This window comes from Streptosporangium sp. 'caverna' (assembly GCF_003203775.1).
Classification (GTDB): Bacteria; Actinomycetota; Actinomycetes; order Streptosporangiales; family Streptosporangiaceae; genus Streptosporangium; species Streptosporangium subroseum.
The window spans coordinates 2,153,462-2,176,836 of record NZ_CP029711.1 but is presented as its reverse complement, the minus strand read 5'-3'; the positions used below and the strand labels follow the sequence as shown (position 1 = coordinate 2,176,836).

The following is a 23,375-nucleotide window of genomic DNA, read 5'->3' as shown; positions in this document are numbered from 1 at the left end:
CCGTCAGGGCTCGGCCGGGGCCAGTTTGGGCACCGCGCCGAGCAGCTCGCGGGTGTAGTCGTGCTTGGGGATGAAGAACACCTCGTCCACGTGTCCCTCCTCCACGACCCGTCCCTCGCGCATGACCAGGACCCGGTCGCTGATGTGGTGCACCACTCCGAGGTCGTGGGAGATGAAGATCAGCGCGGTGCCGTCGGCCGCCTGGATCTCCGCGAGCAGGTCGAGCACCTGGGCCTGGATCGACACGTCCAGCGCGGAGACCGGTTCGTCGCAGACGAGCACGTCGGGCCGGGGAGCGATGGCTCTGGCGATGGCCACCCGCTGGCGCTGCCCGCCGGAGAGACGCCGGGGGTGCCGTCCGGCGATGTCGGGTGCGAGACCCACCCGGCCCAGCAGCTCGGTCACCCGGGCCTTCCTGTCCGAGGAGGATCCGTCGAGGGGTTCGGCGATCAGGCGGCCGACGGTGTAGCGGGGGTCGAAGGAGCCGAGCGGGTTCTGGGAGATCACCTGGATGCCGGATCGGCGCGAGCGGCGCCGGCGCTCGGAGACGCCCGACCAGGGTTCGCCGTTCAGCCGTACCCCGCCGGAGACGGGCTCGAGCAGGCCCAGCACGAGCCGGGCGACGGTCGTCTTGCCCGAACCCGACTCCCCCACGATGCCGACGGTCTCACCCGGACAGACCTCGAAGGAGACGTCGTCCACCACCCGGCGGGCGCCGTACGCCGCGGACAGGCCCGAGACCTCCACGACCGGCGAGCCGTGGCCGACGTGCCGCTCGGGCAGCGGGGCACGCAGCGACACGCCTCCGGCGATCGCGGACAGGCGGGTGCCGCGTGAGGCGGCCGAGGGTACGGCGGCCAGCAGCAGCCTGGTGTAGTCGTGCGTGGGCGTGGACAGCACGCGGGCGGTCGGCCCCTCCTCGACGATCACACCGTCCTTCATGACGAGTACGCGGTCGGCGATGGAGGAGACCACCGCCAGATCGTGGCTGATCATGAGCAGGGCGGTGCCCTCCGCTCTGCGGGCGGCGAGCAGGCGCAGGATCTGGGCCTGCACGGTGACGTCGAGCGCGGTCGTCGGCTCGTCGGCGATGATCAGCGGAGGGTCGGCGGCGATGGCCGAGGCGATCAGGGCACGCTGGCGCAGCCCTCCGGAGAGCTGGTGGGCGTACTGCCGGGCACGCACCTCCGGCTCCGGCACGCCGACCGCGTCGAGCAGCTCGATCACCCTCGCCCTGCGGTCCGCACGGGGCACGACGTCATGGGTGGCGAGCACCTCGGCGATCTCGTCGCCGACCGTGCGGAGCGGGTCGAGCGACAGGAGCGCGTCCTGCAGCACCAGCCCGGCGAACCGGCCGCGCAGCCGCCGCCAGTCCCGCTGCCCGAACCGGAGCGCGTCCTGCCCCTTCACCGTGAACCTGCCCGCGGTCACCACCCCGCCCGGGCCGGTCAGTCCCACCAGGGTCCTGGCCGTGACGCTCTTGCCCGAGCCGGACTCCCCGACGATCGCCACGCACTCCCCCGGCGCGATCGACAGGCTCATTCCTCGTACGGCCTCCACGCCGGCCTTGGGAAAGGCGACCCGCAGGTCCTCGACCTCGATCAGGCTCACGGGGTTCTCCCTTCGAAACGGCGTTGCAGCCGACGCCCGACCAGCGTCAGGCTGATGACGGTCAGCGTGACGGCGAGGCCGGGAAAGAGCGCCGTCCACGGGGCGACGCGCAGGTAGTTGCGGGCCTCTGACAGCATGGAGCCCCATTCGGGACTGGGCGGCTGCGGGCCCATGCCGAGGAAGCTGAGACCCGAGGTGGCGATGATGGCGGTGCCCATGCCGATCGTGGCGAGCACCGGCAGCGGGCCCAGCACGTTGGGCAGGACGTGCCGCAGGACCAGCACCGGCCGGGACAGCCCGAAGGTGACCGCCTGCTCGACGTAGCCGGACCGGCGGACCACGAACGTCTGGGCCCGGATCACCCGGGCGTAGTTCGGGATCTGGGCCACGCCGATCGCGAGGATGACGTTGCCGGTGCCGGGACCGGTGATCGCGATGACCATGAGGGCGAGCAGCAGCTCGGGGAAGGTGGCCAGGACGTCGAACAGGCGGCTGAGCAGCTCGTCGAGGTATCGGGGAGAGAGCCCCGCCACGATGCCCAGGAGCGTGCCGATCCCGGTGGCGAGCAGGATCGCCGCCGCGCCGATGCTCAGCGAGTGCCCGGCGCCGTGGACGACGCGGGCCAGCACGTCCCGGCCCAGATGGTCGGTGCCGAACCAGTGCCCGGCGCTCGGCCCGGCGAGCGCGTGCAGCGGATCCGCGGCCAGCGGGTCCACCCCGGTCAGCAGGCTCGGAACCGTCGCGGCGACCGCGGCGACGATCAGGAACAGCAGCGGGGGGATCAGCCCGGGAGGCACGCCGTACCGGCGCCTGACGGGGGTGGGAGCGGAGGGGGTGATCTGCGGCGCCTCGGTGACCGTTGTCATCGGCTTCTCCTCGGGCGGTTTCTCCACGACCTGCACGACCTGCACGACCTGGACGTCCTCGGACGGGACGTCGGCGACTCCCCGGCTGTGACGCCGCCGATGCCGTTGATGTCGTCGCGGCCTCTCATCGGCTGGAACGTCATCGGCTTCTCCTCAGGCGGGGGTCGATCGCGAGGTAGGCGAGGTCGACGATCGTGCTGACCGTCACGTAGGCGAGCGCGGACAGCAGCACGACCGCCATCACCACGGGCATGTCCTTTCCGGTCACCGCGGAGACGGTGACCTGGCCGAGCCCGGGGCGGCCGAAGACGGCCTCGATGATGATCGCGCCGCCGAGCAGGACACCGGTGAACCAGCCGAGGAGGGTGACGGCGGGGAGCAGCGCGTGCCGCAGGGCGTGCCGGATGACAAGCCGCCACTCGGTGATGCCACGCGAGCGCGCGGTCACCGCGAACGGCTCCTCCAGCGCCCGTTCCAGACCCTCGCGCAGCACCTGGCCGAGCACTCCGGAGATCTGCAGTCCCAGCGCCACGGCGGGCAGTACGAGCGAGACGAAGCCGCGGTCCCCGGAGACCGGGAACCAGCCGAGGGTGAAGGAGAACACCGCGAGCAGCAGGATCCCGATCAGGAACGGCGGCACCGAGACCACCACCAGCTCGGACAGGCCGACCAGGTCGCCGAACCGGGACCTGCGCCCGGCGGTGGCCAGCGCGAGCACCAGGGCGAGCGCCACCCCGAAGACCGCGGCGGTGAGCGCCAGGGAGACGGTCGGCCAGATCTGCGAGGACAGGACGTCGCCGACTCCGCGCTGCAGGATGTAGGAGTGGCCGAGGTCTCCCCGGAGCAGCCGGGCCAGATAGTCGCCGTACTGCTCCAGCGCCGAACGGTCCAGCCCCCACTCGGCGATGATCTGCGCCCGCCGTTCGGGGGTGTCGAGGCCGTCGCCGATCAGCACGTCCACGGTGTCGCCGGGGGCGAACAGCAGGGCGACGTAGGCCGCCGTGGCGGCGGCCCAGAGTACGGCGAGGCCGGACCCGAGCCGCCGGACCACGGGGCCGAGCCACCCGGCGGCGGCCAGCCCCCGCCGCCGGGTGAGTTGGAGAGTGCTCACGTCCCGATCCGGACGTCGTAAGCACTGTTGGGGGTGCCGGAGACCGGCTCGAAGGTGACCCCGGTGACGCCCGCGCCGTGGGCGATCTGGTCGGCGGGCACGTAGAGCGGGAGCAGCAGCGCCTCGTCGGTGACGACGATCTTCTGCACCTTGGCGTAGAGCTCCTTGCGCTCGGTCTGGTCGGAGGTGGCCGACGCCTCGGCGAGCAGCCCGTCCAGCTCGGCGCTCTCGACGTGGGTACGGTTGATCGCGGCGCCCTTCGGCAGGATCAGGTTGAGCGCCGCCCCGGCGTCGGTGTCGCCGCGCGAGTTCTCGAAGACCTCGTACTGGTCTTCCTTGTAGGCCTTCTGCGCGGTGCCGTCGTCGACGAGCTTGACCTGGAAGTCGATGCCCGCGCTCTGCTTCACCGCCGCCTGGATCGCCTGGGCGAGGACGTCACGGCGGTCCCTGACGTACGGTGCCGAGGACACCGACCGTACGCTCAGCCGCTTGCCGTCCTTGACCCGGAAGCCCTCGCCGTCGCGCTTGTCCCAGCCCGCCTCGTCGAGCAGCTTGTTGGCCCGTGCCGGGTTGCCGCCGAAGGTGTTCTCCAGCGAGGCGTCGTAGAACGCCGGACTGCCCTGGCCGATGATGCTCCAGGCCCGCTTGGCGGTGCCCTGGTAGACCGAGTTGAGCACGGCGTCCACGTCGACGGCGTCCCGGAACGCCTCGCGCACCCGCTTGTCGTCGAAGGGCGCGTGCGAGAGGTTGAAGTAGTAGGAGAACGCGCTCCCCGAGTTGAGGCTGGTCTCCAGCTTCAACGCCGGGTCACTCTTGATCAGGCCGACCTCGGTGGCGGGCACGCCCTCGATGACCTGGACCTGCTGCGAGGTCAGCGCGCCGACCCGGACCGCGGCCTCGGGCAGGAAGCGGTAGGTCAGCTCGGCGAGGTACGCCGGACCCTGGTGGCCGGCGCTGGGCGGCGCCCAGTTGTAGTCCGGGTTGCGCTTGTAGTGGACCTCCTGGCCCGGCGTGAAGCGGTCCAGGATGAACGGCCCGGTGCCGACCACGTCGACCCCGCCGGCCTTGAGGTCCTTGGCGTTCTTCAGCGACCTGGGCGAGACCTGGCCGGCCAGCGGTGAGGCGAGGAAATCCAGGAAGATACCGTCGGGGGCCTTCAGCGTGACCTTCAGGGCGTACGGTCCGGTCACCTCGGCCGAGCCGAAGTTGCGGAGCTGGATCGCCTTGACCGCGGGGTTGTAGCCCTCCGAGACGAGCCGGTCGAGGTTGGCCTTCACCGCCGCGGCGTCGAACTTCTCCCCGTCGTGGAAGGTCACGTCCTCGCGGAGCCGGAAGGTGTAGGTCAGGCCGTCCTTGGAGACCTCCCAGTCCTTGGCCAGCCACGGCAGGAACTCGCCGTTCTTCCCCCGGGCGATCAGGTTGTCGAACTGGTTGTGCACCAGCAACCGGGCCTTGTTCTGGCCCCACTGGTGCGGGTTGAAGGTGATCGGCTGCGTCTCCACGGCCCACACCAGCGATCCGCCGCCCCCCTCGCCGGCCGTCGCCGCCGGAGCCTCGCTCCCGCACGCCGCCAGTGTCAGCACCCCGGCCAGCGCCAGGACGCCCCATTGCGATTTCACTGACTTCTCCTCATCCGACGACTCACGCGACGGCTCGTACCGTTCATGCGGCTCATCCGGCTCATGCGGTTCTTACGGCAGCTCATCCGGCACGGCCGATCCGGATGACGACGGCTCCTGCGCGATGACCGCTGCAGGCGGCGGCTCACACGAGGTGACCGCTCCAGGCGGCGGCTCATACGCGGTGACCGCTCCAGGCGGTTCATGCGACGTGGCTGATCTGGGTGGCGACGGTCTCGGACAGCACGATCCGGGCGAGCGCGTCGGCGTGCCGGAACAGCGGGGCGTTGAATCCGGGCCGGGCGAAACCGCCGGTGGCCCGTCCGCCGACGACCCAGGGGCCGAAGGCGAACCTGCGGGGATGCGGGGTGTCGGATCGATCGAGCAGGCGGCGGTCGGCGGGCCGTACCTTCAGCAGCCCGGCGGACTCCTCGGCCTCGCCCCGGTCGCGGAGCGCGGTGATCAGCGGGTCGGTGGCCCGGCTCACGCTGGGCGCGGGCAGCCTGGCCTCGATCAGGGTCGTGGCCTCCACCCCGCCGGGCACGCTGGGACTCTGCGCCCGCCACCGCCCGTCGCGGTGTCCCACCTGGAGGTCGGTGCCGAGGAAGGTGACCACGCCGGCCTTGGCGAGGGCCCGCAGCTCCTCCAGCCGGGGGCCCGGCGGGCCGCTGGCGACGTAGCTGAAGAAGCCGTGGAACCAGGGGTCGGAGATGCCCAGCTCGGAGAGGACGCCGTAGACGGAGAGCAGTCCGAGGATCATGGCGTGATCGGCGCTGTGCGCGGGGTCGGAGCGCCGGTCGAGATCCGCCGCCAGGTAGCCGTGCATCCACTTCTGCAGTCCCGCCGAGTCGCCGAACCGTATCTTCTCCAGCGGCCGGTCCAGCCGTTCGAAGTCCAGCCGGTCCAGGTGCCGGGGCACGGCCTGGCGGATCAGCCTCCGCATCGCGAGGCTGCCCCACTCCTCGGCCGCGAACGCCTCCTGGAACTCCTCCCAGCCCACCCGGGACCGTTTCGGGTGCGCGGTGATCAGCTCGTGGTAGTAGGCGAAGGCCAGCTCCTTGCGGACCAGCGGCCACACGTCCCGGCGGAAGTTCCACGGTCCCTCGCCCAGCGCCTTCGCGGTGAGGAAACGCGGCACCGGCGGGCGGACGCCGCGGAACGGGTATCCGGTCTTGGAGTGGTACGGCACGCCGCGGCGCGATCCCACGTGGAGCAGCGGCTCCCGCCCGCTGGGCAGGTAGACGAGCTCCTCATCGTATTCGCGGACGAACCGCCCGCCCCTGCCCGAGGTGAGCAGCACCATCAGGTCGACGAAGGCCAGCCCCATGCCGCGCACGATCGCCGGCTCTCCCTCGGGGATCACGTCCAGGTCGAGGTCGGCCGCGTAACCGGTGGGAATGTAGCGCAGCCCGCTGCCCGCGGCGAGGCCGGCCAGCGACCGTTCCTCCCCGGTCGGGGTCACGTCTCCGTGCCCCTGGGCCAGGATCACCGCGTCCACCTCGATCGTCCGGCCGTTCTCCAGCGTCACCGCCTGGCCGCCGGGAACGTCGGCCAGGTCGAGTACGCGGGTCGCGTGCACGTGCACCCGGACCCCGCGCGGAGCCGTCTTCACCGCGCGCTGGAAGACGTGGGACAGGTACGCGTTCTGGACCGGGCGGGAGGCGAACAGGCCGGAGTCGCGGCCGAGCCATTCGGCGAGGGAGGGTCCGGGACGGATCGGGCCCTCGCACTGGACCGACTCGTCGGTGAACAGCGTCACGTCGGCGGCGGTGGAGTTCATCCAGAGCAGGTCGGGCTGCTCCTTGCGCCAGACCCGGCCGCCGCCCGGCGGGTAGGGGTCTATCACGTGGATGTCCAGCGACGGCCAGCTCAGCAGTTCGGCCGCGTTGGCGCAGATCCGCTCCACCAGGCAGGTGCCGGTCGGCCCCGCGCCGACGACGGCGACCGCGCTCATAAGGCCCCCTCCCTCGACGGACTCGACGGACTCGACGGACTCGACGGACTCGACGGACTCGACGGACTCGACGGGGCGAGGGTCGCGAAGGCTCCGCGCCCGCTCATACGGCGGCTCTGTGATGGGACTGCTCCCAGTCGGCCCGGAACGGCTGGACCGGGATCCGCCAGGGGTCGGTCTCCCCCGCCGGAGTGGAGAGCGCGGTGAGGTCGGTGTTCTCCCGGAAGGCGGGATGCTGGTAGAGGTCCCTGGCGTAGGCCCACAGGTTGGGGAACGCGGTCAGCGGGCGCTCGCTGATCCTGGCCGCCGGGTTGTCGCTCACATCGAACCGGAGCAGCGTCGGCCAGAGCCTGACATCCGCCTCGGTGATCCCCGAGCCGAACAGGAACCTGCGGTCGGCGAGCCGGGCGTCGAGCTCCTCCAGGAAGGCGATCACGGCCTGCCGCGCCTCGCCGTACTCCGCCTCCGTCGTGGCCGACCCGACGCGGCCGGCCGCGGTGTTGACGTACTCGTAGATCCTCGCGTTGAGCGCGTCGATCTCCGGGCGCAGCTCCTCGGGGTAGAGGTCGGCCTCGGGATCGCCGTCGAACCGGGTGCCCAGGTCGATCGTGATGTCGGGGAAGTTGTTGCTCACGATCCGCCCGGTCTCCCTGTCCCACAGCGCCGGCACCGAGACGTGCCCGTCGAACCCCGGCTCGGTCGCCTCGTACGCCTCCCTGAGCGTGGCGAACCCGTTCACCGGGTCGGCCCCGCGCCGCTCGCGGAACGCCCATCCCCGCCCGTCGCGCTCGTCGTCCACGTAGGACAGCGAGACCACGTCCTCCAGTCCCCTGAGCGAACGGACGATCGCCGCACGCTGCGCGTAGGGACAGACCGCCGCGACGTAGAGGTGGTAGCGCCCGGGCTCGGCGGGAAACTCGGGCGTCCCGATCCGTCCCTGGAAGGGGTAGCGGGGGCCGGGACGGCCGCCCGGCCGGTAGCGGCCGTAGGTGTCGAGGTCGACGGGGCCGGCGTAGTTGAGTGTGATCTCGGACATGTGGTGCTCCCAGGCATGTCTCGGTAACCCGGTGAGGGGTTCGCGCTTGCGGCACGCCCACCGTGCCGCCAGGTCTCTCCCCGGGGGCACCCCGCCGCGGTGCGAGGGTTGCCGGTCAGCCAGCCGGGGCTTTGCACTGACACTCTTAACCTAGTTAGAAGGTAGGAAATACATAGATCTATGTCAAGCCTTAAAGTCGAGGGATGTCACATGAGATCGTTAATGTGGTCTACCGCAAGTACGACGGGTCTCTGCACTGGCACCATCCCAGCCTGCTCCTCGGCGAGGACGAGCACGGCGTGTGGATCGGCTGCACGGCAGGCTCGGGCGCCCGCAAGGGCGACGGGCCCGTGGTCCCCTCAGCCTCCGCGTTCGTGATGCTCTTCCCCCGGGACGGCTGGTGGACGGCCTCCTTCAACGCCCTCCCGAACAGGGTCGAGATCTACTGCGACATCGCGACGGTGCCCCAGTGGAGCGACGGCGAGGTGACCATGGTCGACCTGGACCTCGACGTGATCCGCATGCGCGACGGCCGGGTCATCCTGGACGACGAGGACGAGTTCGAGGAGCACCAGGTCCGCTACGCCTATCCCCCCGACGTCATCGAGAACGCCCGCACCACGGCCGCCCGGCTGATGGAGGCGGTCCGCACCCGCGCCGCCCCCTTCGGCGCCGCGCCCCACTGGCTGGCTCAGGTGACCTGAGCCGCCCCGCCTCCAGTCCAGGGTGACCTGCCCGGTCTCCGGTACGGCCCGGCCACCCGGCGCCACCCGCCGACCACACCCCGCTCCGTCGCCCCACGCTCCTGCGGTGCTCACCGCCGATCGCCGCAACGCCCGCACGTCCAACACGTCCAAGGCCCGGCCGGCTCGCCGCCGCGCGAGCCGGCCGGGCGGTCTGTGGCGGGTCTACAGCGGAGGGAAGCCGGGGGCGCGGCGTTCCAGGAAGCTGGCGACGCCCTCGGCGAAGTCGGGCCGGGAGAAGGCCTCCACCATCTTGCGCGCCGCCGCGGACTCCGACGACTCCAGGGTCTCGCTCCAGTCGCCCCAGATCTGACGCTTCATCACGGCCATCGACGCCGGCGAGCTGAAGGCGGCCAGCTCGCGGGCGTAGGCCGTGGCCTCCTCCAGCAGGCTCTCCCGGGACACCGACCGGTTGACCAGACCCAGCTCGTAGGCCTCGGCCCCGGAGAAGGTGCGGCCCGACAGCAGCAGGTCCATGGCCTTGGCATGGCCGATGAGCCGGGGCAGGATCCACGACAGGCCGTACTCGGCGATCAGGCCGCGCCGGGCGAAGGCGGTGGTCCACTTCGCCTCGTCGGCGGTGAAGATCAGGTCGCACATCAGGGCGTGGACCATGCCGAGCCCGGCGCAGGCGCCGTTGACCGCGGCGATGATCGGCTTGCGGATCGTGGTCGGGAAGGTGTTGGGGCGCTTGTCCGGCTCGCCCCTGTAGGAGCCGTCCTGGATGGAGCTGAGCGTCTGGAAGTCCGCCCCGGCGCAGAAGCCCTTCCCCGCTCCGGTGACGACGATCACCCGGACCTCGGGGTCCAGCTCCGCCTCGGCCAGCTGGTCGAAGTAACGCCGCCCCATCTCGGCGGTCCAGGCGTTGAGCCTGTCCGGCCGGTTGAACGTCAGCGTCAGCACGCCCCGCTCGATCGACGACAGCACCAGATCGACCATCTCGTCCCCTTCCGGGAGCCCCCTTTCCCGGAGGCCTTCCGCACGAGAGCTCCCCGTCCGGACAGCTCCAGAATATGGTTCTATACCTTTTCCCTCTCCGGCGACAGCATGTGCGAGCGGACCAGGTCCTCCACGGTGGCGCGCAGCCCGAGAAAGAGGGAGGTCCGCTTGATGGCGAGGGCGCGGTAGGCGGGCAGTCCGATCGGGACCTCCGCGGCGACCCGGCCGGGACCGCACGAGAACACGAGCACCCGCTGAGCGAGCATGACGGCCTCCTCGACGTCGTGGGTGACCATCAGCACGGTCGTTCCCATGTCCCGCCACACCTCACGCAGGAAAAGCTGCATGTCCTCCTTGGTCTGCACGTCGAGCGCCCCGAACGGCTCGTCCAGCAGCAGCACGGCCGGCTCGCACGCCAGCGCCCTGGCGATCGCCACCCGCTGGCGCTGCCCGCCGGACAGCTGCCGGGGCAGCGCGTCCACCCAGGACGACAGCCCGACCTCGCCCAGGTACCAGCGGACCCGGCGCTCTCTGTCGGCCCTGGAGATCGGCAGCAGCCGCAGCCCGAAGGCCACATTCTGGGCCACGGTGAGGAAGGGGAACAGCGCGCCCGACTGGAACACCAGCCCGCGTTCGGGGCCCGGCCCCTGGACGGGCACCCCGCCGAGCGAGACCGAGCCCGCGCTGACCGGCGACAGACCGGCGATCAGCGACAGCAGCGTGGACTTGCCCGACCCGCTGGCGCCCACCACGCACACGAACTCGCCCGGCTCCATCGACAGGTCGATGCCGTCCAGCACGCGCGTGGTCCCGTAGTCCTTGGCCACCCCGCTCAGTACGAGGTTCATACCACCCACCTCCCGAGGCGGTCGCGCAGGATTCTCAGCGCGACGTCGATCAGCAGGCCGACGATCCCGATCACGATGAGCACCGCGAAGATCTTGTCGGTCTGCAGGAACCGCTGGGCGCGGACGATCCGGTAGCCGAGCCCCGACTCGGCCGCGATGAGCTCGGCCACCACCACGAAGTTCCACGCGGCGGCGGCGTTGATCCTGGCCGCGTCCACGATCGCCGGCAGCGCGTACGGCCAGGTCACCTTCCGGAGGACCTCCCCGGGCCTGGCCCCGAGGGTGGCCGCGACCTGGCCCAGCTCACCCGGGACCCTCCGTACGGCGTCGGCGACCATCAGCGTGTTGAAGAAGACGACGCCGAGGACGAGAATCGCGATCTTGGACGGTTCGCCGAGCCCCAGCCAGATGATCAGAAGCGGGATGAAGGCGCTGGCGGGCATGTAGCGGAGCAGGCCGACGGCCGGTTCCAGCAGGGCCAGCGCCACCCGAGAGGTGCCCATCGCGACGCCGAGCGGCACCGAGATCAGCACCGCCAGCCCGAACCCGGCCCCGACCCTGCCGAGACTGGCGAGGGTGTCCTGGGCCAGCTGCCCGGTGCCCAGCATCTCCCCGAACGCCTCCAGCACGGCCGGCGGAGACGGCAGGAAGGCCGGGTCGACCAGCCCCGCCATGCTGACGGCGGTCCAGACGGCGAGCGGGACCAGGATCGAGGCGGCGCGCAGACCCCAGCGGGCGCGGGAGGAGAGCCCCGCCCCACCGGAGTGCCCGCGCGTCCAGGCCGGGCGGGACCGGCTCCCGCGCCGGGGCAGCGGCTCCCAGGTCCTGCGTCCCGTGTCGGGGGGCGCGACGGGAGCGACGGTCCTCGCACTCATCAGGGCCGTGACCCTCTGGGAGAGGAGCAGGGCGAGTTGCACCCGCCCGGGCCGCAGGCGGTCGGGTCCGGGCCGAATCTCCATGTCCACGCTCCCGCTCTCATGGTGTGAGGCTCCTGACGAACTTGGGCTCGAACAGGCCGTCCAGTGACGGCTCGGTGTCGGCCAGGCCGGATGAGACGAGGAACTTCGCGATCAGGGAGGCCTGGTGGTCGAGGTTGGCGCCGGTGGTGCCGGGCTCGAAGGCCGCGAGGTTGTCCTCAAGGGAGAAGATGGTGGTCCCGGCGTCGTAGCTCGCGTAGGCCGCCTCGTCCACCCCGCCGCGCTTGGCCATGATCGCGTTTGCCTCGGTCCTGTTGGCGGCGATCCACCGCAGCGTCTCGAACCACGTCTTCACCAGCGCCTGCACCTCGTCGGGCCGCTCGGCCACCAGGGCCTTGTCGACCGCCAGGTGGTCGGGGATCGCGCCGGGGAAGTCCTTGGACGTCGCGACGGCCTTGGAACCGGACAGCTCCAGGGCGGTGGTGGTGAAGGGCGCGAACACGCCGACCGCGTCCACCTGACCGGCCTTGAAGGCCGCCGCGGCGGCGTCGGTCGGGAGTGGTTTGAACGTGATGTCCTTCTCGGTCAGACCCGCCTTCTGCAGCGCGAGCAGGAGCAGGTAGTGGTCGACCGTGCCCTGCTCGGCGGCCACCGTCATGCCCTTGAGGTCGGCCACCGTGGAGATGCCGGGCCTGGCGATGATCTGGTCGTTTCCGGTGGAGTTGTCGTTCACCAGCACGATCGTCTGCTTGGCCCCGCCGGAGACCGAGGCGAGGGTGTCGTTGAGCGTCTGGCTGTTGGCGTCGATGTTGCCGGTGGCCAGCGCGGTCAGGCTGTCGGTGTAGCTGTCGAAGTATTTGAGCTCGACCTTGAGCCCGTTCTTGGCGAACAGGCCGCGTTCCTGGGCGACCTGCCAGGGAAACCAGCCGGGCCAGGCGGAGAAGCCCAGCGTGAGGGTCTTGCCCCCCGCGGACGCGGCGGAGGCGCCACTCCCGGCCCCGTCGGGAGTGGAACCGCAGGCCGTACAGAACGCGAACAGGCAGAGTGCGAGAAACAGGCGGCGGAGCGTCATGAGGCTCCCCCCTTCTTGGGCAGGTGACCGGAGCGGACCAGGCAGCCGAGGGTGTCGCAGATCACCCTGGTGGCGATGAGCGCGGTGATCTCGGCGTTGTCGTAGGGCGGCGAGCACTCCACGATCTCGATGCCCGCCAGCGGCGCGGCGTCGGCGATGATCTGGATGAACTTCAGGACCTCGCGCGGCAGGAAGCCGCCGGGTTCCGGCCAGCCGGTGCCGGGGACGAAGGCGGCGTCGAGGCAGTCCACGTCGAAGGAGAGCCAGACGGCCTCGGCGTCCTTCCAGGCGACCTCCAGCGCGCGTTCGGCCGCGGCCTCGATGCCCATCTCCACGCAGTCGGTGACCGTCATGATCGTGGTGCCGCGCTCGCGGCCGACCTTCACGCCGGGCCGGGGCGCCTGCCAGCCGCCGATGCCGATCTGCACGAGGTTCTGCGGCGGCACGTTGGGGATGTCGGTCGCGTGGAACCACGGGGTGGTGTGCATGCGCTCGTCGAGGTCGGTCTCCTGGGTGTCCACGTGCCGGTCGAAGTGGATGATCCCGAGGTTGCCCGACAGGTGTTCGGCCACGCCCCGCACGGTCGGGTAGCCGATCGAGTGGTCACCGCCCAGGACGACCGGGAACGCCCCGCTGGAGTAGACGTGCGAGACGGCCTTGGAGATCTGGTCGAAGGTCTTCTCGATGTTGCCGGGGATGGTGAAGATGTCGCCGAGATCGGCCATCGTGATCGACTCCCGCAGGTCGACGCCGAGCTCGAAGCTGTAGGGACCGTACAGGGCGGAGATCTTGCGGATGCCCTGCGGCCCGAACCTGGTGCCCGACCTGTAGGTCGTGCCGCCGTCGAACGGCGCGCCCAGGATCGCCACGTCGTACGCGCCGCACCGCCGCACATCCTCGACGTAGGGGGCCTTGAGGAAGGTGTTGATCCCGGCGAAGTGCGGCAGCTCGCCGCGGGAGAAGGTCGGGATGCGCCGGTCGACGATCGAGTCGGCGCCCTGCAGGCCCACCTCCAGGGCCCAGGCGACCTCCCGTTCCCAGCCGGCGGTGGGCAGCTCGGCCTCGCGGTCGACGGCGAAGCGCGCCTCGGGACCGTTGTGGTCGACGCCGGGACGCTCGGGACCGGGGTGGTCGGGGTCGGACGCGGACGGGTGCCAGTGCATGGGAGCTCCGATACAGCTCGGAACCCGGCCGGAAGACAGCCGGGTTCTGCCGGCCTCCCGGGCTTTTGTCCCGCCGTGGAACGGCCAGGCGGCCGCCTGCACCTCTCGGACCAGCCCCGCGCCGTTGCCGTACGGCCTCACGTCTTGTCGTACGGCATCGACGACGGCGGAACCCTAGGTGCGCCCCACCATGAAGTGGGTCACGACCAGTGCAACGCCACGACGTTTCACCTGGGTTAACCCTCCGTTGCAGTCCAGTGACCGAGTCCTCGCTCCAGGGAGTCGGGGTGGTGGACGAAGCTCGGCGACAGCTCCCTGTTCTCGTAGTAGCGGTGGAAGACCGGCGTGGCCGACGCCGACATCGGCGGGACGATCCAGGTCCAGTCGGCCGGGCAGACGCGCCCGGCCTTCTCCTCGCGCTCCAGGTGGGTCAGGAAGTGCCGGGACTCGGTGTGGTGGTCGGTCATCGTCACCCCGGCCTGCTCGAAGGAGTGCAGGACCGCCATGTTCAGCTCCACCAGGGCGTAGTCCCGCCAGAGCGAGCGGTCGCTGTCGGTGTCCAGGCCCATCCTCCGGGCGATCAGGGGCATCAGGTCGTAGCGGTCGGTGTCGGCCAGGTTGCGCGCGCCGATCTCGGTGCCCATGTACCAGCCGTTGAACGGCGCCGCCCGATAACAGACCCCGCCGATCTCCAGGCACATGTTCGAGATGGCCGGTACGGCGTGCCAGCGCAGCCCCAGCTGCTCGAACCACGGGTAGATGGGATGCGACAGCGGCACCTCCAGCACGGCGTCCCCGGGAACCGTGGAGAGCAACGGCGGGCCGTCTCCCATCGAGATCGCCAGGGGAAGCACGTCGAAGGGGCTGCCGGGACCACCGGGCCAGCCGAGCTTGCGCAGCATCGTGGTGAAGTCGACGTAGCGGGGATCGCCGACGATCGAACCGTCGTCCATCGCGTATCCGGCGTACCGGATCAGCTGCTCGTTCCAGATCCTCGGTCCCGGTATCCCGGGACGGTCCTGGGCGAACACCGTGATCGTCGGCCGGATCCTGCGGACGGGCGCCGCCTCCCGCAGATGGTTCACGCATTCGACGGCGATGCCCTCGGGCGTGTTCACGTGCCGCCGGTCGCGTACGCGCAGTGAGCGCCAGTACAGCCGTCCGATGCATTTGCCGCTGTTGCGCCAGGCCACCTTGGCGCCGAAGGTCAGCTCGCCGGGCGTGTGCGTATAGGTCCCCGTCCTTGCGATCTCGGCCCGCACCTCGTGCAGGCGGGGCTTCACCGGCCCCGCCGCGGGGTTCTCGGCATGGAACAACCTCAGGTATTCCTCGGCCGCCGCCGCGTCCACGCGCGGTACCGCGTAACTCCGCTCATGGACATCGTCAGCCCGTTCGGGCGCACGACGCAGGGACCTCCGCCAGGTCAACACTGAAAACCACCCAAATGTGGCTCACGAGCACAACAGCCGTTCCGGGCGGCGAGGTGCCCTAAACGCAGTGGCCCTTACCCCACTGCGGTCATTATGGTCCGCGGCCTCCGCGTCTCGGGTCACCCTGCGCAAGCAGGGAGGCACGGCGCGGCGTCTCTCATTTTCTGCGAATCACAGTGATTTGTCCGCAGAACCAAAGCCTGAAACGCCAAAGGCCCCGGGAGCTGGTGCTCCCGGGGCCTTCTGCGATGGCTCCCGCGATAGGACTCGAACCTATAACCTGCCGGTTAACAGCCGGCTGCTCTGCCGATTGAGCTACACGGGATTGCTCTTTACGCTGGTCGGCTCGGGTGTTTCCCCGTTCCTTGCTGCGCAGGAATAGATTAGCGCACTCCGCCCGTGTGTGTCGCATCGATACTCCGGGGTAGGTCGGAGAACAACCGGCGAGCTGTGTGCGATCAGTGAACAGGGTCCGGCCGAGCCGGCTGTGGAGGTGGAGATGCGTTATCGATTGATGTTCGGAGTGGGTCTCGCGGTGGGCTACATCCTGGGGAGCCGCGCCGGACGGGAGCGCTACGAGCAGATCAAGAGGATGGCCCTTCGGGTGTCCGACAATCCCACGGTGCAGGAGGCCGCGGGCCTGATGGGCGCCAAAGTTTCCAAGGCCACCGGCGTGGCGAAGGACAAGGTGAGCGACGTGGCCAAGCATCGCCTGCCGTTCATGCGCTCCGGCAACAACGGCTGGCAGACCGACAAACAGGACGACACGGGCACCGGCTGGCCGCAGGAACAGACGAACACCGGCGCCACGCCCTACTGAGCGACCCGGCGCGCCGGCGGCGGAAGGCCCCCGAGAGGGGCCTTCCGCATGTCGGGAGGCCGTCCCACCCGAAAGACACGCCCGATCCGCGTCCGGTCACGGCTACGCGTGTGGCTGTGTTCCCAGTTCCCTGTTCCCAGTTCCCTGTTCCCTGTTCCCACGTCGTCCCCGCATCCCCCGCGCCACGCCGCCCGATCCCCGGCGCGCCGCCCAGGTGCGCAGTTCGGCTCCCCGGCTCCTCGCTTGGACGCCGAAGCCGCGCGTGTCCCTCCGGTTCAGACGCCGAAGCTGCGGCGGGTCTCCTCCAGCGCCTGCTCGGCGAGGGCACGCAGGCCGGGGTCGGTGGGATCCAGACCGGGGTCGAACACGAACTCCCAGACAAGCTGGTCCTCATCGGTCTTCCTGGCCACCAGCAGCACTCCCCCTCGCGCGTCCAGCGGGGCGTACTGATTGACCACGATCGAGGCTGTCACCCGCTCCCGCACGGCCTCGGGAACCCGGCCGGGCTCGGGGAGCAGAGCGCGGTGCGACCGCCCGTCCGTGGTGACGACCGTCAGTCCCTCCTCGTCCCACATGGCCCGATCCACCTGGAACCACGGCAGCCGGGCACCGCCCAGATAGAGCGCCCTGTCCGTGGCGATCACGTAGCCGTCCGGCCCCGCGGCGTAGGTGAGCGCCCGGTCGGGCGGTATGACGGCCTCGCGGACCTCGGCGGGTGTGCGGTTGAAGAGCTTCATGGCTCAACGGTATCCGCGAGCAGATCGAGGGTGAGAGCGGCCGACCAGGAGAAGTCCCTGCTGCCCCGGCCACTGCCGTCGAAGGGATCGAAGCACTCGCGGAAGCCCGCCTGCCGTACCAGGCGCAGGGTGCCCGCCCCGAGCACCTGTGCCAGCCCCGTCTGGTCGTGGATGACGGCCGCCCGCCGCAGCAGCCAGTTGGTGTTCATCCAGGACGGCCCCCGCCAGTAACGGGACCGGTCGAACTGGGGGGCGCGAATCTCACAGCTCGGCACCGGATAACCGACCGCGCCCATGAACCGGGGCGACTCCAGCAGCCTCACCAGATCCGCCACCCGCTCGGTGGGAAGCCCCGGATCGAGCATCGGCCCGAAGCAGCCGACCGTGCAGACGGGGCTGAGCCGCCCGCTGCGCAGATCTCGGGTGTGAAAGACACCGTCGGCCCAGAGACGCTCCAGCAGCGCCGCACGGATCCGCTCGACCGCTTCCCGGTACGGCTGTGGATCGGCGCCCGCCAGCGGGGCCAGTTCGGCGAGCGCCTGACAGGAGGCGAGCCAGATCCCGTTGAACATCGGGTCCTCGACCGCGAACGGGTGATCCTCCCTGAGGTAGGTCGCGTCGTAGCCGGAGTCGCGGTAGCGCAGGGCCAGCCAGACGTAGCGGTCGTGGTGGCTGTCGAGATGGCCGTCGGGGAACCCCTCGCTCCGGTAGGCGTAGCGGACCTGGGGCAGGGCCTCCAGCGGGGCGTCCCACACGGGACTGTCGTCCATTCCGGACTCCCACGGGTGCACGATCGCCGCCAGTCCTCCCCCGCCGAGGTCCCTGGCCGTGGTGAGGTAGTCGTGCTGGGCCGCCAGCATCGGATAGAGCCGCCGGACGAGGGCCGCGGCCATCTCACGATCCGTCGTGTGCCGCCACATCCACCACAGGGCGAAGCCCTGCAGCGGCGGCTGGGTCAGCCCCGAGGTGAGCACTTCGTTGGGGGAGGCCGGGTGGTCCTGGGAGCGCCAGACGGACGGGCCGGGGAAATACGCCTCCGCGGAGGCGGGGTGGAAGACGATGTGCGGCACCATCCCGGTGCGCCACTGCCCCGCCAGCAGGCTGAGCAACTCGGCTCCCGCCCTGCGGGTGTCACAGCGGGACAGGCCGATCGCGACGAAGGTGGAGTCCCAGTTCCACTGGTGGGGATAGAGCCCGGGCGCGGGCACCGTGGCGGAGCCCGTCCAGTTCGCGTCGAGCACGGACCATGCCTCGCGCCCGAGCGCGACGTCGTCTACCGCCGCCCGCGCCTCCATTTGTCCAGTCTGCGCCTCTATCGACGGGGATAATAGGGCTACGCCTTCCGGGTCACCCGGAGGGCGGCGGACGGGGGGATGCCGTCACGTCAGAAGGGCCGCGCCCCAGAACGATCCCGGGCTCACCCCGCCGGGACAGGCGAAGACGCCCGAGCCGACGTGCTGGATGTATTCGTTGAGCGTGTCCTTGGCCGCCAGGGCCCGCTGGATCGGGATGAAACCCTTCTCCAGATCACGCTGGTAGGCGAGGAAGAACAGGCCCGCGTCCAGCCGTCCCAGGCCGTCGCTGCCGTCGGTGAAGGAGTAGCCCCGGCGCAGGATCGTCGCCCCGGACAGGGAGTCCGGGTGCGCCAGCCGTACGTGGGAGTCGATCGGAAGCTTGTCCAGGACCACGGGATCATGCTCGCGGGTGCCTCCGTAGGGGGCGCCCTCGCGCTTGGTGCGGCCGAAGATGTCCTCCTGCTCCTTCAGCGAGGTGCGATCCCAGGTCTCGATGTGCATCCGGATCCGCCGGGCGACCAGGTAGGAGCCGCCGCGCATCCACTCGGGACCCTCGTCCCCGACCCAGACGTGGGTGTCCAGTTTCTTCTCGTCGGTCGCCGCGATGTTGTCGGTGCCGTCCTTGAAGCCCATGAGGTTGCGGGGGGTCTGCGCGTCCGGCGTGGTCGACGACGTCTTGCCGAAACCGAGCTGGGACCATCGGATCGACGCCACGCCGAAGCCCATGCGCACCAGGTTCCGGATGGCGTGCACCGCGACCTGGGGGTCGTCCGCACACGCCTGCACGCAGATGTCCCCGCCGCTGCGGGCCGGGTCGAGCTTGTCCGCGGGAAAGTGCGGCAGCTCCTTGAGCCCGTCCGGCTTGGGCAGCTTCAGCTTGTCGAAGAACGAGGGGCCGAACCCGACCGTCAGCGTGAGCCGCGAGGCGGGCAGTCCGATGGCCTCGCCCGTGTCGTCCGGCGGGGCCAGCTCGGCCCCGGTCGCCCCGCCGCCGACCTCTTTCGCCTCGGTCATCTGGACGGCCGCCGCCGCCCAGGCCTTCAGCATCGTCGCCACGTCCTCCTTGGAGTCCGTGCTCAGGTCGAAGGCGGCGAAATGAAGCCGGTCCTGGACCGGGGTGGCGATCCCGGCCTGGTGGGAACCGTGGAACGCGATCGACTGGCCGGAGTCCGCGGCCAAGACCGATCTCGGCCCCTGCTCCGTCTGCCGGAGCAGGCCGGCGCCGGCGGCCACGACGGCTCCACCGCCCACGGCGAGGCCCGCTCCGGTCAGGAGCCTGCGTCGACTGAGATCGGTCATCTCTCCCCCTCTGGGAAATCGGTCATCTCTTCCGCCCTGGAAAAAGATCAGTCTGCGGAAACCGCGACGAGACCGGAGAGCGGCTCGGCGAGGGCGTTGACCGCGTCGGAGCGTTCCTTGACCCGATCCCTGGGCGGCTTGGCGCAGGAGGCGAGGACACCGCAGGTGGCGACGGTACGGAATGCTGCGGACATGGAGGCTCCTGCATAGTCAGTTAGGCGTCCCTAACTTAGCTTTCCCTAACCTTGTATAGCCAATCGGACCCCCCTTCAGATCGGCGTGATAGGCGCCACCCTCATCGCCCGGCTCTCATTGCCGGCGCCTCGACGTCCGTTGCCCGATGCCCTCGGCAGGGGCCCGCGCGGAGCGACAGGGCCCGGCGCGACCGGTCCGGCGAACCGGCCAAGGCCCCCGGCTGCGCTCCGTTGGAGCGGCGAAAGCCCTCGTGGAACGGCGAAAACCCGAGGAAACGGCGAAGGCCCGAGGAAACGGCGAAGGCCCGAGGAAACGGCGAAGGCCCGAGGAAACGGCGAAGGCCCGAGGGAACGGCGAAGGCCCGAGGGAACGGCGAAGGCCCCCGGATCATGGATTCCCGGGGGCCTTCGCCATAAGGACTCTCGATTCTCCGTCGAGACGACGGACGCTCAGTCGAGGTAGTCGCGGAGCATCTGAGCTCTGGTCGGATGACGGAGTTTGGCCAGGGTCTTGGACTCGATCTGCCGGATACGCTCCCGGGTCACACCGAACTCCCGGCCGACCTCCTCCAACGTCCGGGGGTGGCCGTCGGCGAGGCCGAAGCGCAACTGGATGATGCGCTGCTCACGCTCGGACAGCGTCGCGAGGATGTCGTCGAGCTGGTCCTGCAGCATGATGAAGGCCGCCGCCTCCATCGGGACGACCGCGTCCGCGTCTTCGATGAAGTCACCGAGGTCGGAGTCCTCCTCGCCGATCGGCGACTGCAGCGAGACCGGCTCCTGGGCGATGCGCTGGATCTCGATCACCCGATCGATCGGGAGATCCATCTCCAACGCGATCTCCTCGGGCGCGGGCTCGCGACCGAGATCCTGGTGGAGCTGACGCTGGACCCGGACCAGCTTGTTGATCGTCTCGACCATATGCACCGGAATGCGAATGGTGCGCGCCTGATCGGCGATGGCCCTGGTGATCGCCTGGCGAATCCACCATGTGGCATATGTGGAGAACTTGTAGCCCTTGGTGTAGTCGAATTTCTCGACCGCCCGGATGAGCCCGAGGTTGCCCTCCTGGATGAGATCCAGGAACAGCATGCCGCGTCCCACATATCTTTTGGCGATTGACACGACAAGCCGAAGATTGGCCTCAATCAGCCGTTGCTTGGCTCGCGTTCCCTGCCAGACGAGCTCTTTGAACTCCGGGAAGACCAACCGCGACACGACACTGGTCAGCTTGTCCTCGGCGAACAGCCCGGCTTCGATCGACTTGGCGAGCTCCACCTCCTCCTCGGCCGTGAGCAGTGGCACACGACCGATCTCCCGCAGGTAGATGCGGACCAGGTCGCTCGTCGGCGCCCGTTTTCCGACATCCTCCTCATCGGACCGGGTGGGCTCCTCGTCGCCCTGAGGCTCGAGGACCTCCACTCCGTGCTCGGCGAGCATGCGGACGACGCGTTCCAGCGCGTCGGACGGCAGCTCGGACTTGTCGAGCGCGGCGGCCACGTCGTCAACCGTGACGCTTCCGCGCTCTCTTCCTTTCGTGACGAGGTCGGCCACCTGGTCTACCGATGGCGGCCCACTTGGCAGCACCGATGCACCCACGGGAGACAGTCTGCTGTATTAGTCCCCCTAAATGGCAGACCTATTTTTGTCACCGAAGGTAAGGCCGCGATCATTATCGGATCGAGACCTTATTAGGGTTTGATCGAATCGACTCGCGGACATTAAAGCTAATTACGACATCAGCTTGAGGCGATGCGTTCCTTCAGTAACCGTCGCTGCTGCTCCAGCGCGACCAGTTCGCCGAACAGCCGGTTGTACTCCTGCTGCTCCTCGACCGGGTTGGTCCGCTGCATGCGTGACTTCAGCTGCTCGATCGCCCGGGCCACCGAGACGAGCTCCAGGGCCGCCAGCAGGTCCGAGGCGTAGCGCTCCTCGTTCGCCAGGTCCGCCCGGAGCTCCTCCACCGCGAACCGGGTGACCACCCCGCGCAGGGAGTCGCTGACCTCGGCGAGCAGCCGGTCCACCCACTCACGCCCGCCCTGGCCGGCCGCCGCCATACCGCCCGCGTCCACGATCAGCTTGTACAGCGCCGTGTGCTCGGCGAGCGTGAACGACTCCGGGCCGAGCGCCTCGAAGCCGGGACCGAGCAACGCCGGACGCTGCACGGCCAGCTTCAGCACCTCTGCCTCGGTCCGCACACCGGGGTCGGTGAGGTCGGCGACCTTGCGCGGCGCGGCGCGGCGCTGTGCCTGTGGTCCCGCGCCGCGCTGCGCCTGCGGCTGGGCCACGGCGGAGATCTCGGCGATCCGATCCATGACGAACCGCTCGTTGTTGAAACCCAGCCAGCGGTCGAGGTCGACCCCGTACAGCTGGCGGAGGGAACGGTCCTTGATCCCGGCCACGATCGGCGCGGCGGCGTCCAGCGCGGACAGCCGGCCCTCGTTGGTGCTCACGTCGTAGCGGGAGATCACGTTGCGGATCGCGAACGCGAACAGCGGCTCCCTGCTGGCGATCAGATCGCGCACGGCCGCCTCGCCGTGCTTGATGCGCAGATCGCACGGGTCGAGCCCGTCCGGCTGCACGGCCACGAAGGTCTGGGTGACGAACTTCTGCTCGTCGGCGAAGGCCCGCAGCGCCGCCTTCTGCCCGGCCGCGTCGCCGTCGAACGTGAAGACCACCTCGCCGTGCGACCCCGACTGGTCCAGCAACAGCCGTCGCAGCACCTTGATGTGCTCCTCGCCGAACGCGGTGCCGCAGGTGGCCACCGCCGTCGGCACGCCCGCCAGGTGGCAGGCCATCACGTCGGTGTAGCCCTCGACGATCACGGCCTGGGAGCGCTTGGAGATCTCCCGCTTGGCCAGGTCGACGCCGTAGAGGACCTCGCCCTTCTTGTAGAGCGGGCTCTCCGGGGTGTTCAGGTATTTGGGGCCGTCCTCGGCCTCGTTCAGCTTCCGCGCGCCGAAACCGATCACGTCACCGGTGATGTCGCGGATCGGCCAGACCAGCCGTCCCCGGAACCGGTCGATCGGGCCGCGCCGTCCCTCCTTGGCGAGCCCGCCCTTGACCAGCTCGGCCGAGGTGAACCCCCGGCCCATCAGGTGCCGCGAGAGCGCCTCCCACTCGGCGGGTGCGTAACCCACCCCGAAGTGCTCGGCGTCGACCCGCTCGAACCCGCGCTCCGACAGGAACTTGCGCCCGATCGCGGCGTCGGGGCCGGCCAGCTTCGAGACGTAGAACTCCGCCGCCGCCTTGTGCGCCTCGATGAGGCGGCTGCGCTCGCCCTGCTCCCGCCCGGGGACGTAACCGCCCTGCTCGTAGCGGAGCTGGATGCCCGCCCGGTTGGCCAGCTGTTCCACGGCCTCGCCGAACGACAGGTGCTCCAGGCGCCTGACGAAGGTGATGACGTCGCCGCCCTCCGCGCACCCGAAGCAGTACCAGTAACCCCGGGCGGGGGTGACGTTGAACGATGGACTCTTCTCGTCATGGAAGGGGCACAGCCCCTTCAGATTTCCGCCGCCCGCGTTGCGGAGCTGGATGTGCTCACCCACGATGTCCGCGATCGGCGAGCGCTCCCGCACGAGCGCGATGTCCTCGTCACTGATCCGGCCTGCCACGCCGTGAGTCTAGTCCGGCATCCCGACAACTCGGAGCCCCCGGCGGACGCGGGACCGGGCACGAATGCGGACCCGGAGGGTACGGGGACGTGGACGCGAAGGACACA

General features: G+C 70.0%; 20 protein-coding genes, 1 tRNA gene and 1 riboswitch. Of the genes, 2 read left to right on the top strand and 19 right to left on the bottom strand.

The window, feature by feature from the left end:
* Positions 1-3: 3 nt before the first annotated feature.
* The 6 genes from DKM19_RS09685 to DKM19_RS09660 all read right to left on the bottom strand — a co-directional run bounded on the left by DKM19_RS09685 (position 4) and on the right by DKM19_RS09660 (position 8,197).
* Complete coding sequence (locus tag DKM19_RS09685; RefSeq protein WP_204358725.1) at positions 4-1,611, bottom strand: ABC transporter ATP-binding protein; 1,608 nt, start codon at positions 1,609-1,611, stop codon at positions 4-6.
* On the bottom strand, positions 1,608-2,477 hold the full coding sequence (locus DKM19_RS09680) for an ABC transporter permease (RefSeq protein ID WP_162641386.1): 870 nt from the start codon (positions 2,475-2,477) through the stop codon (positions 1,608-1,610). Before DKM19_RS09680 ends, DKM19_RS09685 begins: the two co-directional genes overlap by 4 nt.
* Positions 2,478-2,616: 139 nt before the next feature.
* Positions 2,617-3,588, bottom strand: a complete 972-nt coding sequence (locus tag DKM19_RS09675; protein ID WP_110695402.1) for an ABC transporter permease — start codon at positions 3,586-3,588, stop codon at positions 2,617-2,619.
* A complete protein-coding gene (locus DKM19_RS09670) occupies positions 3,585-5,207 on the bottom strand; it encodes an ABC transporter substrate-binding protein (protein ID WP_110695401.1) in 1,623 nt (540 codons plus the stop codon). Before DKM19_RS09670 ends, DKM19_RS09675 begins: the two co-directional genes overlap by 4 nt.
* Positions 5,208-5,409: 202 nt before the next feature.
* Positions 5,410-7,161 (bottom strand): FAD/NAD(P)-binding domain-containing protein, encoded by a 1,752-nt coding sequence (locus DKM19_RS09665; RefSeq protein ID WP_110695400.1) that lies wholly within the window; start codon positions 7,159-7,161, stop codon positions 5,410-5,412.
* A gap of 103 nt (positions 7,162-7,264) precedes the next feature.
* Entirely contained in the window at positions 7,265-8,197 is a 933-nt protein-coding gene (locus tag DKM19_RS09660; RefSeq protein ID WP_110695399.1) for a glutathione S-transferase C-terminal domain-containing protein, read from the bottom strand.
* 37 nt (positions 8,198-8,234) lie between these two features.
* A riboswitch (SAM riboswitch) is annotated at positions 8,235-8,348 on the bottom strand.
* Between the two features lie 52 nt (positions 8,349-8,400).
* Between DKM19_RS09660 and DKM19_RS09655 the strand changes: the two genes are divergently transcribed.
* Positions 8,401-8,901 (top strand): DUF402 domain-containing protein, encoded by a 501-nt coding sequence (locus DKM19_RS09655; RefSeq protein WP_110695398.1) that lies wholly within the window; start codon positions 8,401-8,403, stop codon positions 8,899-8,901.
* Positions 8,902-9,105: 204 nt separating this feature from the next.
* Here DKM19_RS09655 and DKM19_RS09650 read toward each other — a convergent pair whose 3' ends face one another.
* From DKM19_RS09650 to DKM19_RS09620, 7 genes are all read right to left on the bottom strand, one after another.
* Entirely contained in the window at positions 9,106-9,879 is a 774-nt protein-coding gene (locus tag DKM19_RS09650) for an enoyl-CoA hydratase (protein ID WP_110695397.1), read from the bottom strand.
* Between the two features lie 80 nt (positions 9,880-9,959).
* Positions 9,960-10,727 (bottom strand): ABC transporter ATP-binding protein, encoded by a 768-nt coding sequence (locus tag DKM19_RS09645; protein ID WP_110695396.1) that lies wholly within the window; start codon positions 10,725-10,727, stop codon positions 9,960-9,962.
* A complete protein-coding gene (locus DKM19_RS09640) occupies positions 10,724-11,686 on the bottom strand; it encodes an ABC transporter permease (RefSeq protein ID WP_204358724.1) in 963 nt (320 codons plus the stop codon). The genes DKM19_RS09645 and DKM19_RS09640 overlap by 4 nt, the downstream gene beginning before the upstream one ends.
* A gap of 16 nt (positions 11,687-11,702) precedes the next feature.
* Positions 11,703-12,716, bottom strand: coding sequence for an ABC transporter substrate-binding protein (locus tag DKM19_RS09635; protein WP_110695395.1), 1,014 nt, complete (start codon positions 12,714-12,716; stop codon positions 11,703-11,705).
* Positions 12,713-13,879 (bottom strand): agmatinase family protein, encoded by a 1,167-nt coding sequence (locus tag DKM19_RS09630; RefSeq protein ID WP_110695394.1) that lies wholly within the window; start codon positions 13,877-13,879, stop codon positions 12,713-12,715. The genes DKM19_RS09635 and DKM19_RS09630 overlap by 4 nt, the downstream gene beginning before the upstream one ends.
* 236 nt (positions 13,880-14,115) lie before the next feature.
* Entirely contained in the window at positions 14,116-15,228 is a 1,113-nt protein-coding gene (locus tag DKM19_RS09625; RefSeq protein WP_239514172.1) for a nitric oxide synthase oxygenase, read from the bottom strand.
* 330 nt (positions 15,229-15,558) lie between these two features.
* Positions 15,559-15,634, bottom strand: a tRNA-Asn gene (locus DKM19_RS09620).
* Positions 15,635-15,808: 174 nt separating this feature from the next.
* On the opposite strand from DKM19_RS09620, the gene DKM19_RS09615 reads away from it, so the two are divergent.
* Positions 15,809-16,129 (top strand): YtxH domain-containing protein, encoded by a 321-nt coding sequence (locus DKM19_RS09615; protein ID WP_110705598.1) that lies wholly within the window; start codon positions 15,809-15,811, stop codon positions 16,127-16,129.
* A gap of 275 nt (positions 16,130-16,404) precedes the next feature.
* On the opposite strand, the gene DKM19_RS09610 is transcribed toward DKM19_RS09615, so the two are convergent.
* From DKM19_RS09610 to dnaG, 6 genes are all read right to left on the bottom strand, one after another.
* Positions 16,405-16,866 carry a hypothetical protein gene (locus DKM19_RS09610; RefSeq protein ID WP_110695392.1) on the bottom strand — a complete coding sequence of 154 codons (462 nt, stop codon included), beginning with the start codon at positions 16,864-16,866 and terminating at the stop codon, positions 16,405-16,407.
* Positions 16,863-18,161 (bottom strand): hypothetical protein, encoded by a 1,299-nt coding sequence (locus DKM19_RS09605; RefSeq protein WP_110695391.1) that lies wholly within the window; start codon positions 18,159-18,161, stop codon positions 16,863-16,865. The genes DKM19_RS09610 and DKM19_RS09605 overlap by 4 nt, the downstream gene beginning before the upstream one ends.
* A gap of 84 nt (positions 18,162-18,245) precedes the next feature.
* Positions 18,246-19,460 carry an iron uptake transporter deferrochelatase/peroxidase subunit gene (gene efeB, locus DKM19_RS09600; RefSeq protein WP_110695390.1) on the bottom strand — a complete coding sequence of 405 codons (1,215 nt, stop codon included), beginning with the start codon at positions 19,458-19,460 and terminating at the stop codon, positions 18,246-18,248.
* Between the two features lie 47 nt (positions 19,461-19,507).
* On the bottom strand, positions 19,508-19,654 hold the full coding sequence (locus DKM19_RS49355) for a hypothetical protein (RefSeq protein WP_162641142.1): 147 nt from the start codon (positions 19,652-19,654) through the stop codon (positions 19,508-19,510).
* Positions 19,655-20,104: 450 nt separating this feature from the next.
* Positions 20,105-21,241 (bottom strand): RNA polymerase sigma factor RpoD, encoded by a 1,137-nt coding sequence (gene rpoD, locus DKM19_RS09595; RefSeq protein WP_110695389.1) that lies wholly within the window; start codon positions 21,239-21,241, stop codon positions 20,105-20,107.
* A 152-nt stretch (positions 21,242-21,393) separates the two neighbouring features.
* The gene (gene dnaG, locus DKM19_RS09590; RefSeq protein ID WP_110695388.1) at positions 21,394-23,268 is read right to left on the bottom strand and encodes a DNA primase; all 1,875 of its coding nucleotides are present in this window, start codon (positions 23,266-23,268) and stop codon (positions 21,394-21,396) included.
* Positions 23,269-23,375: the final 107 nt, after the last annotated feature.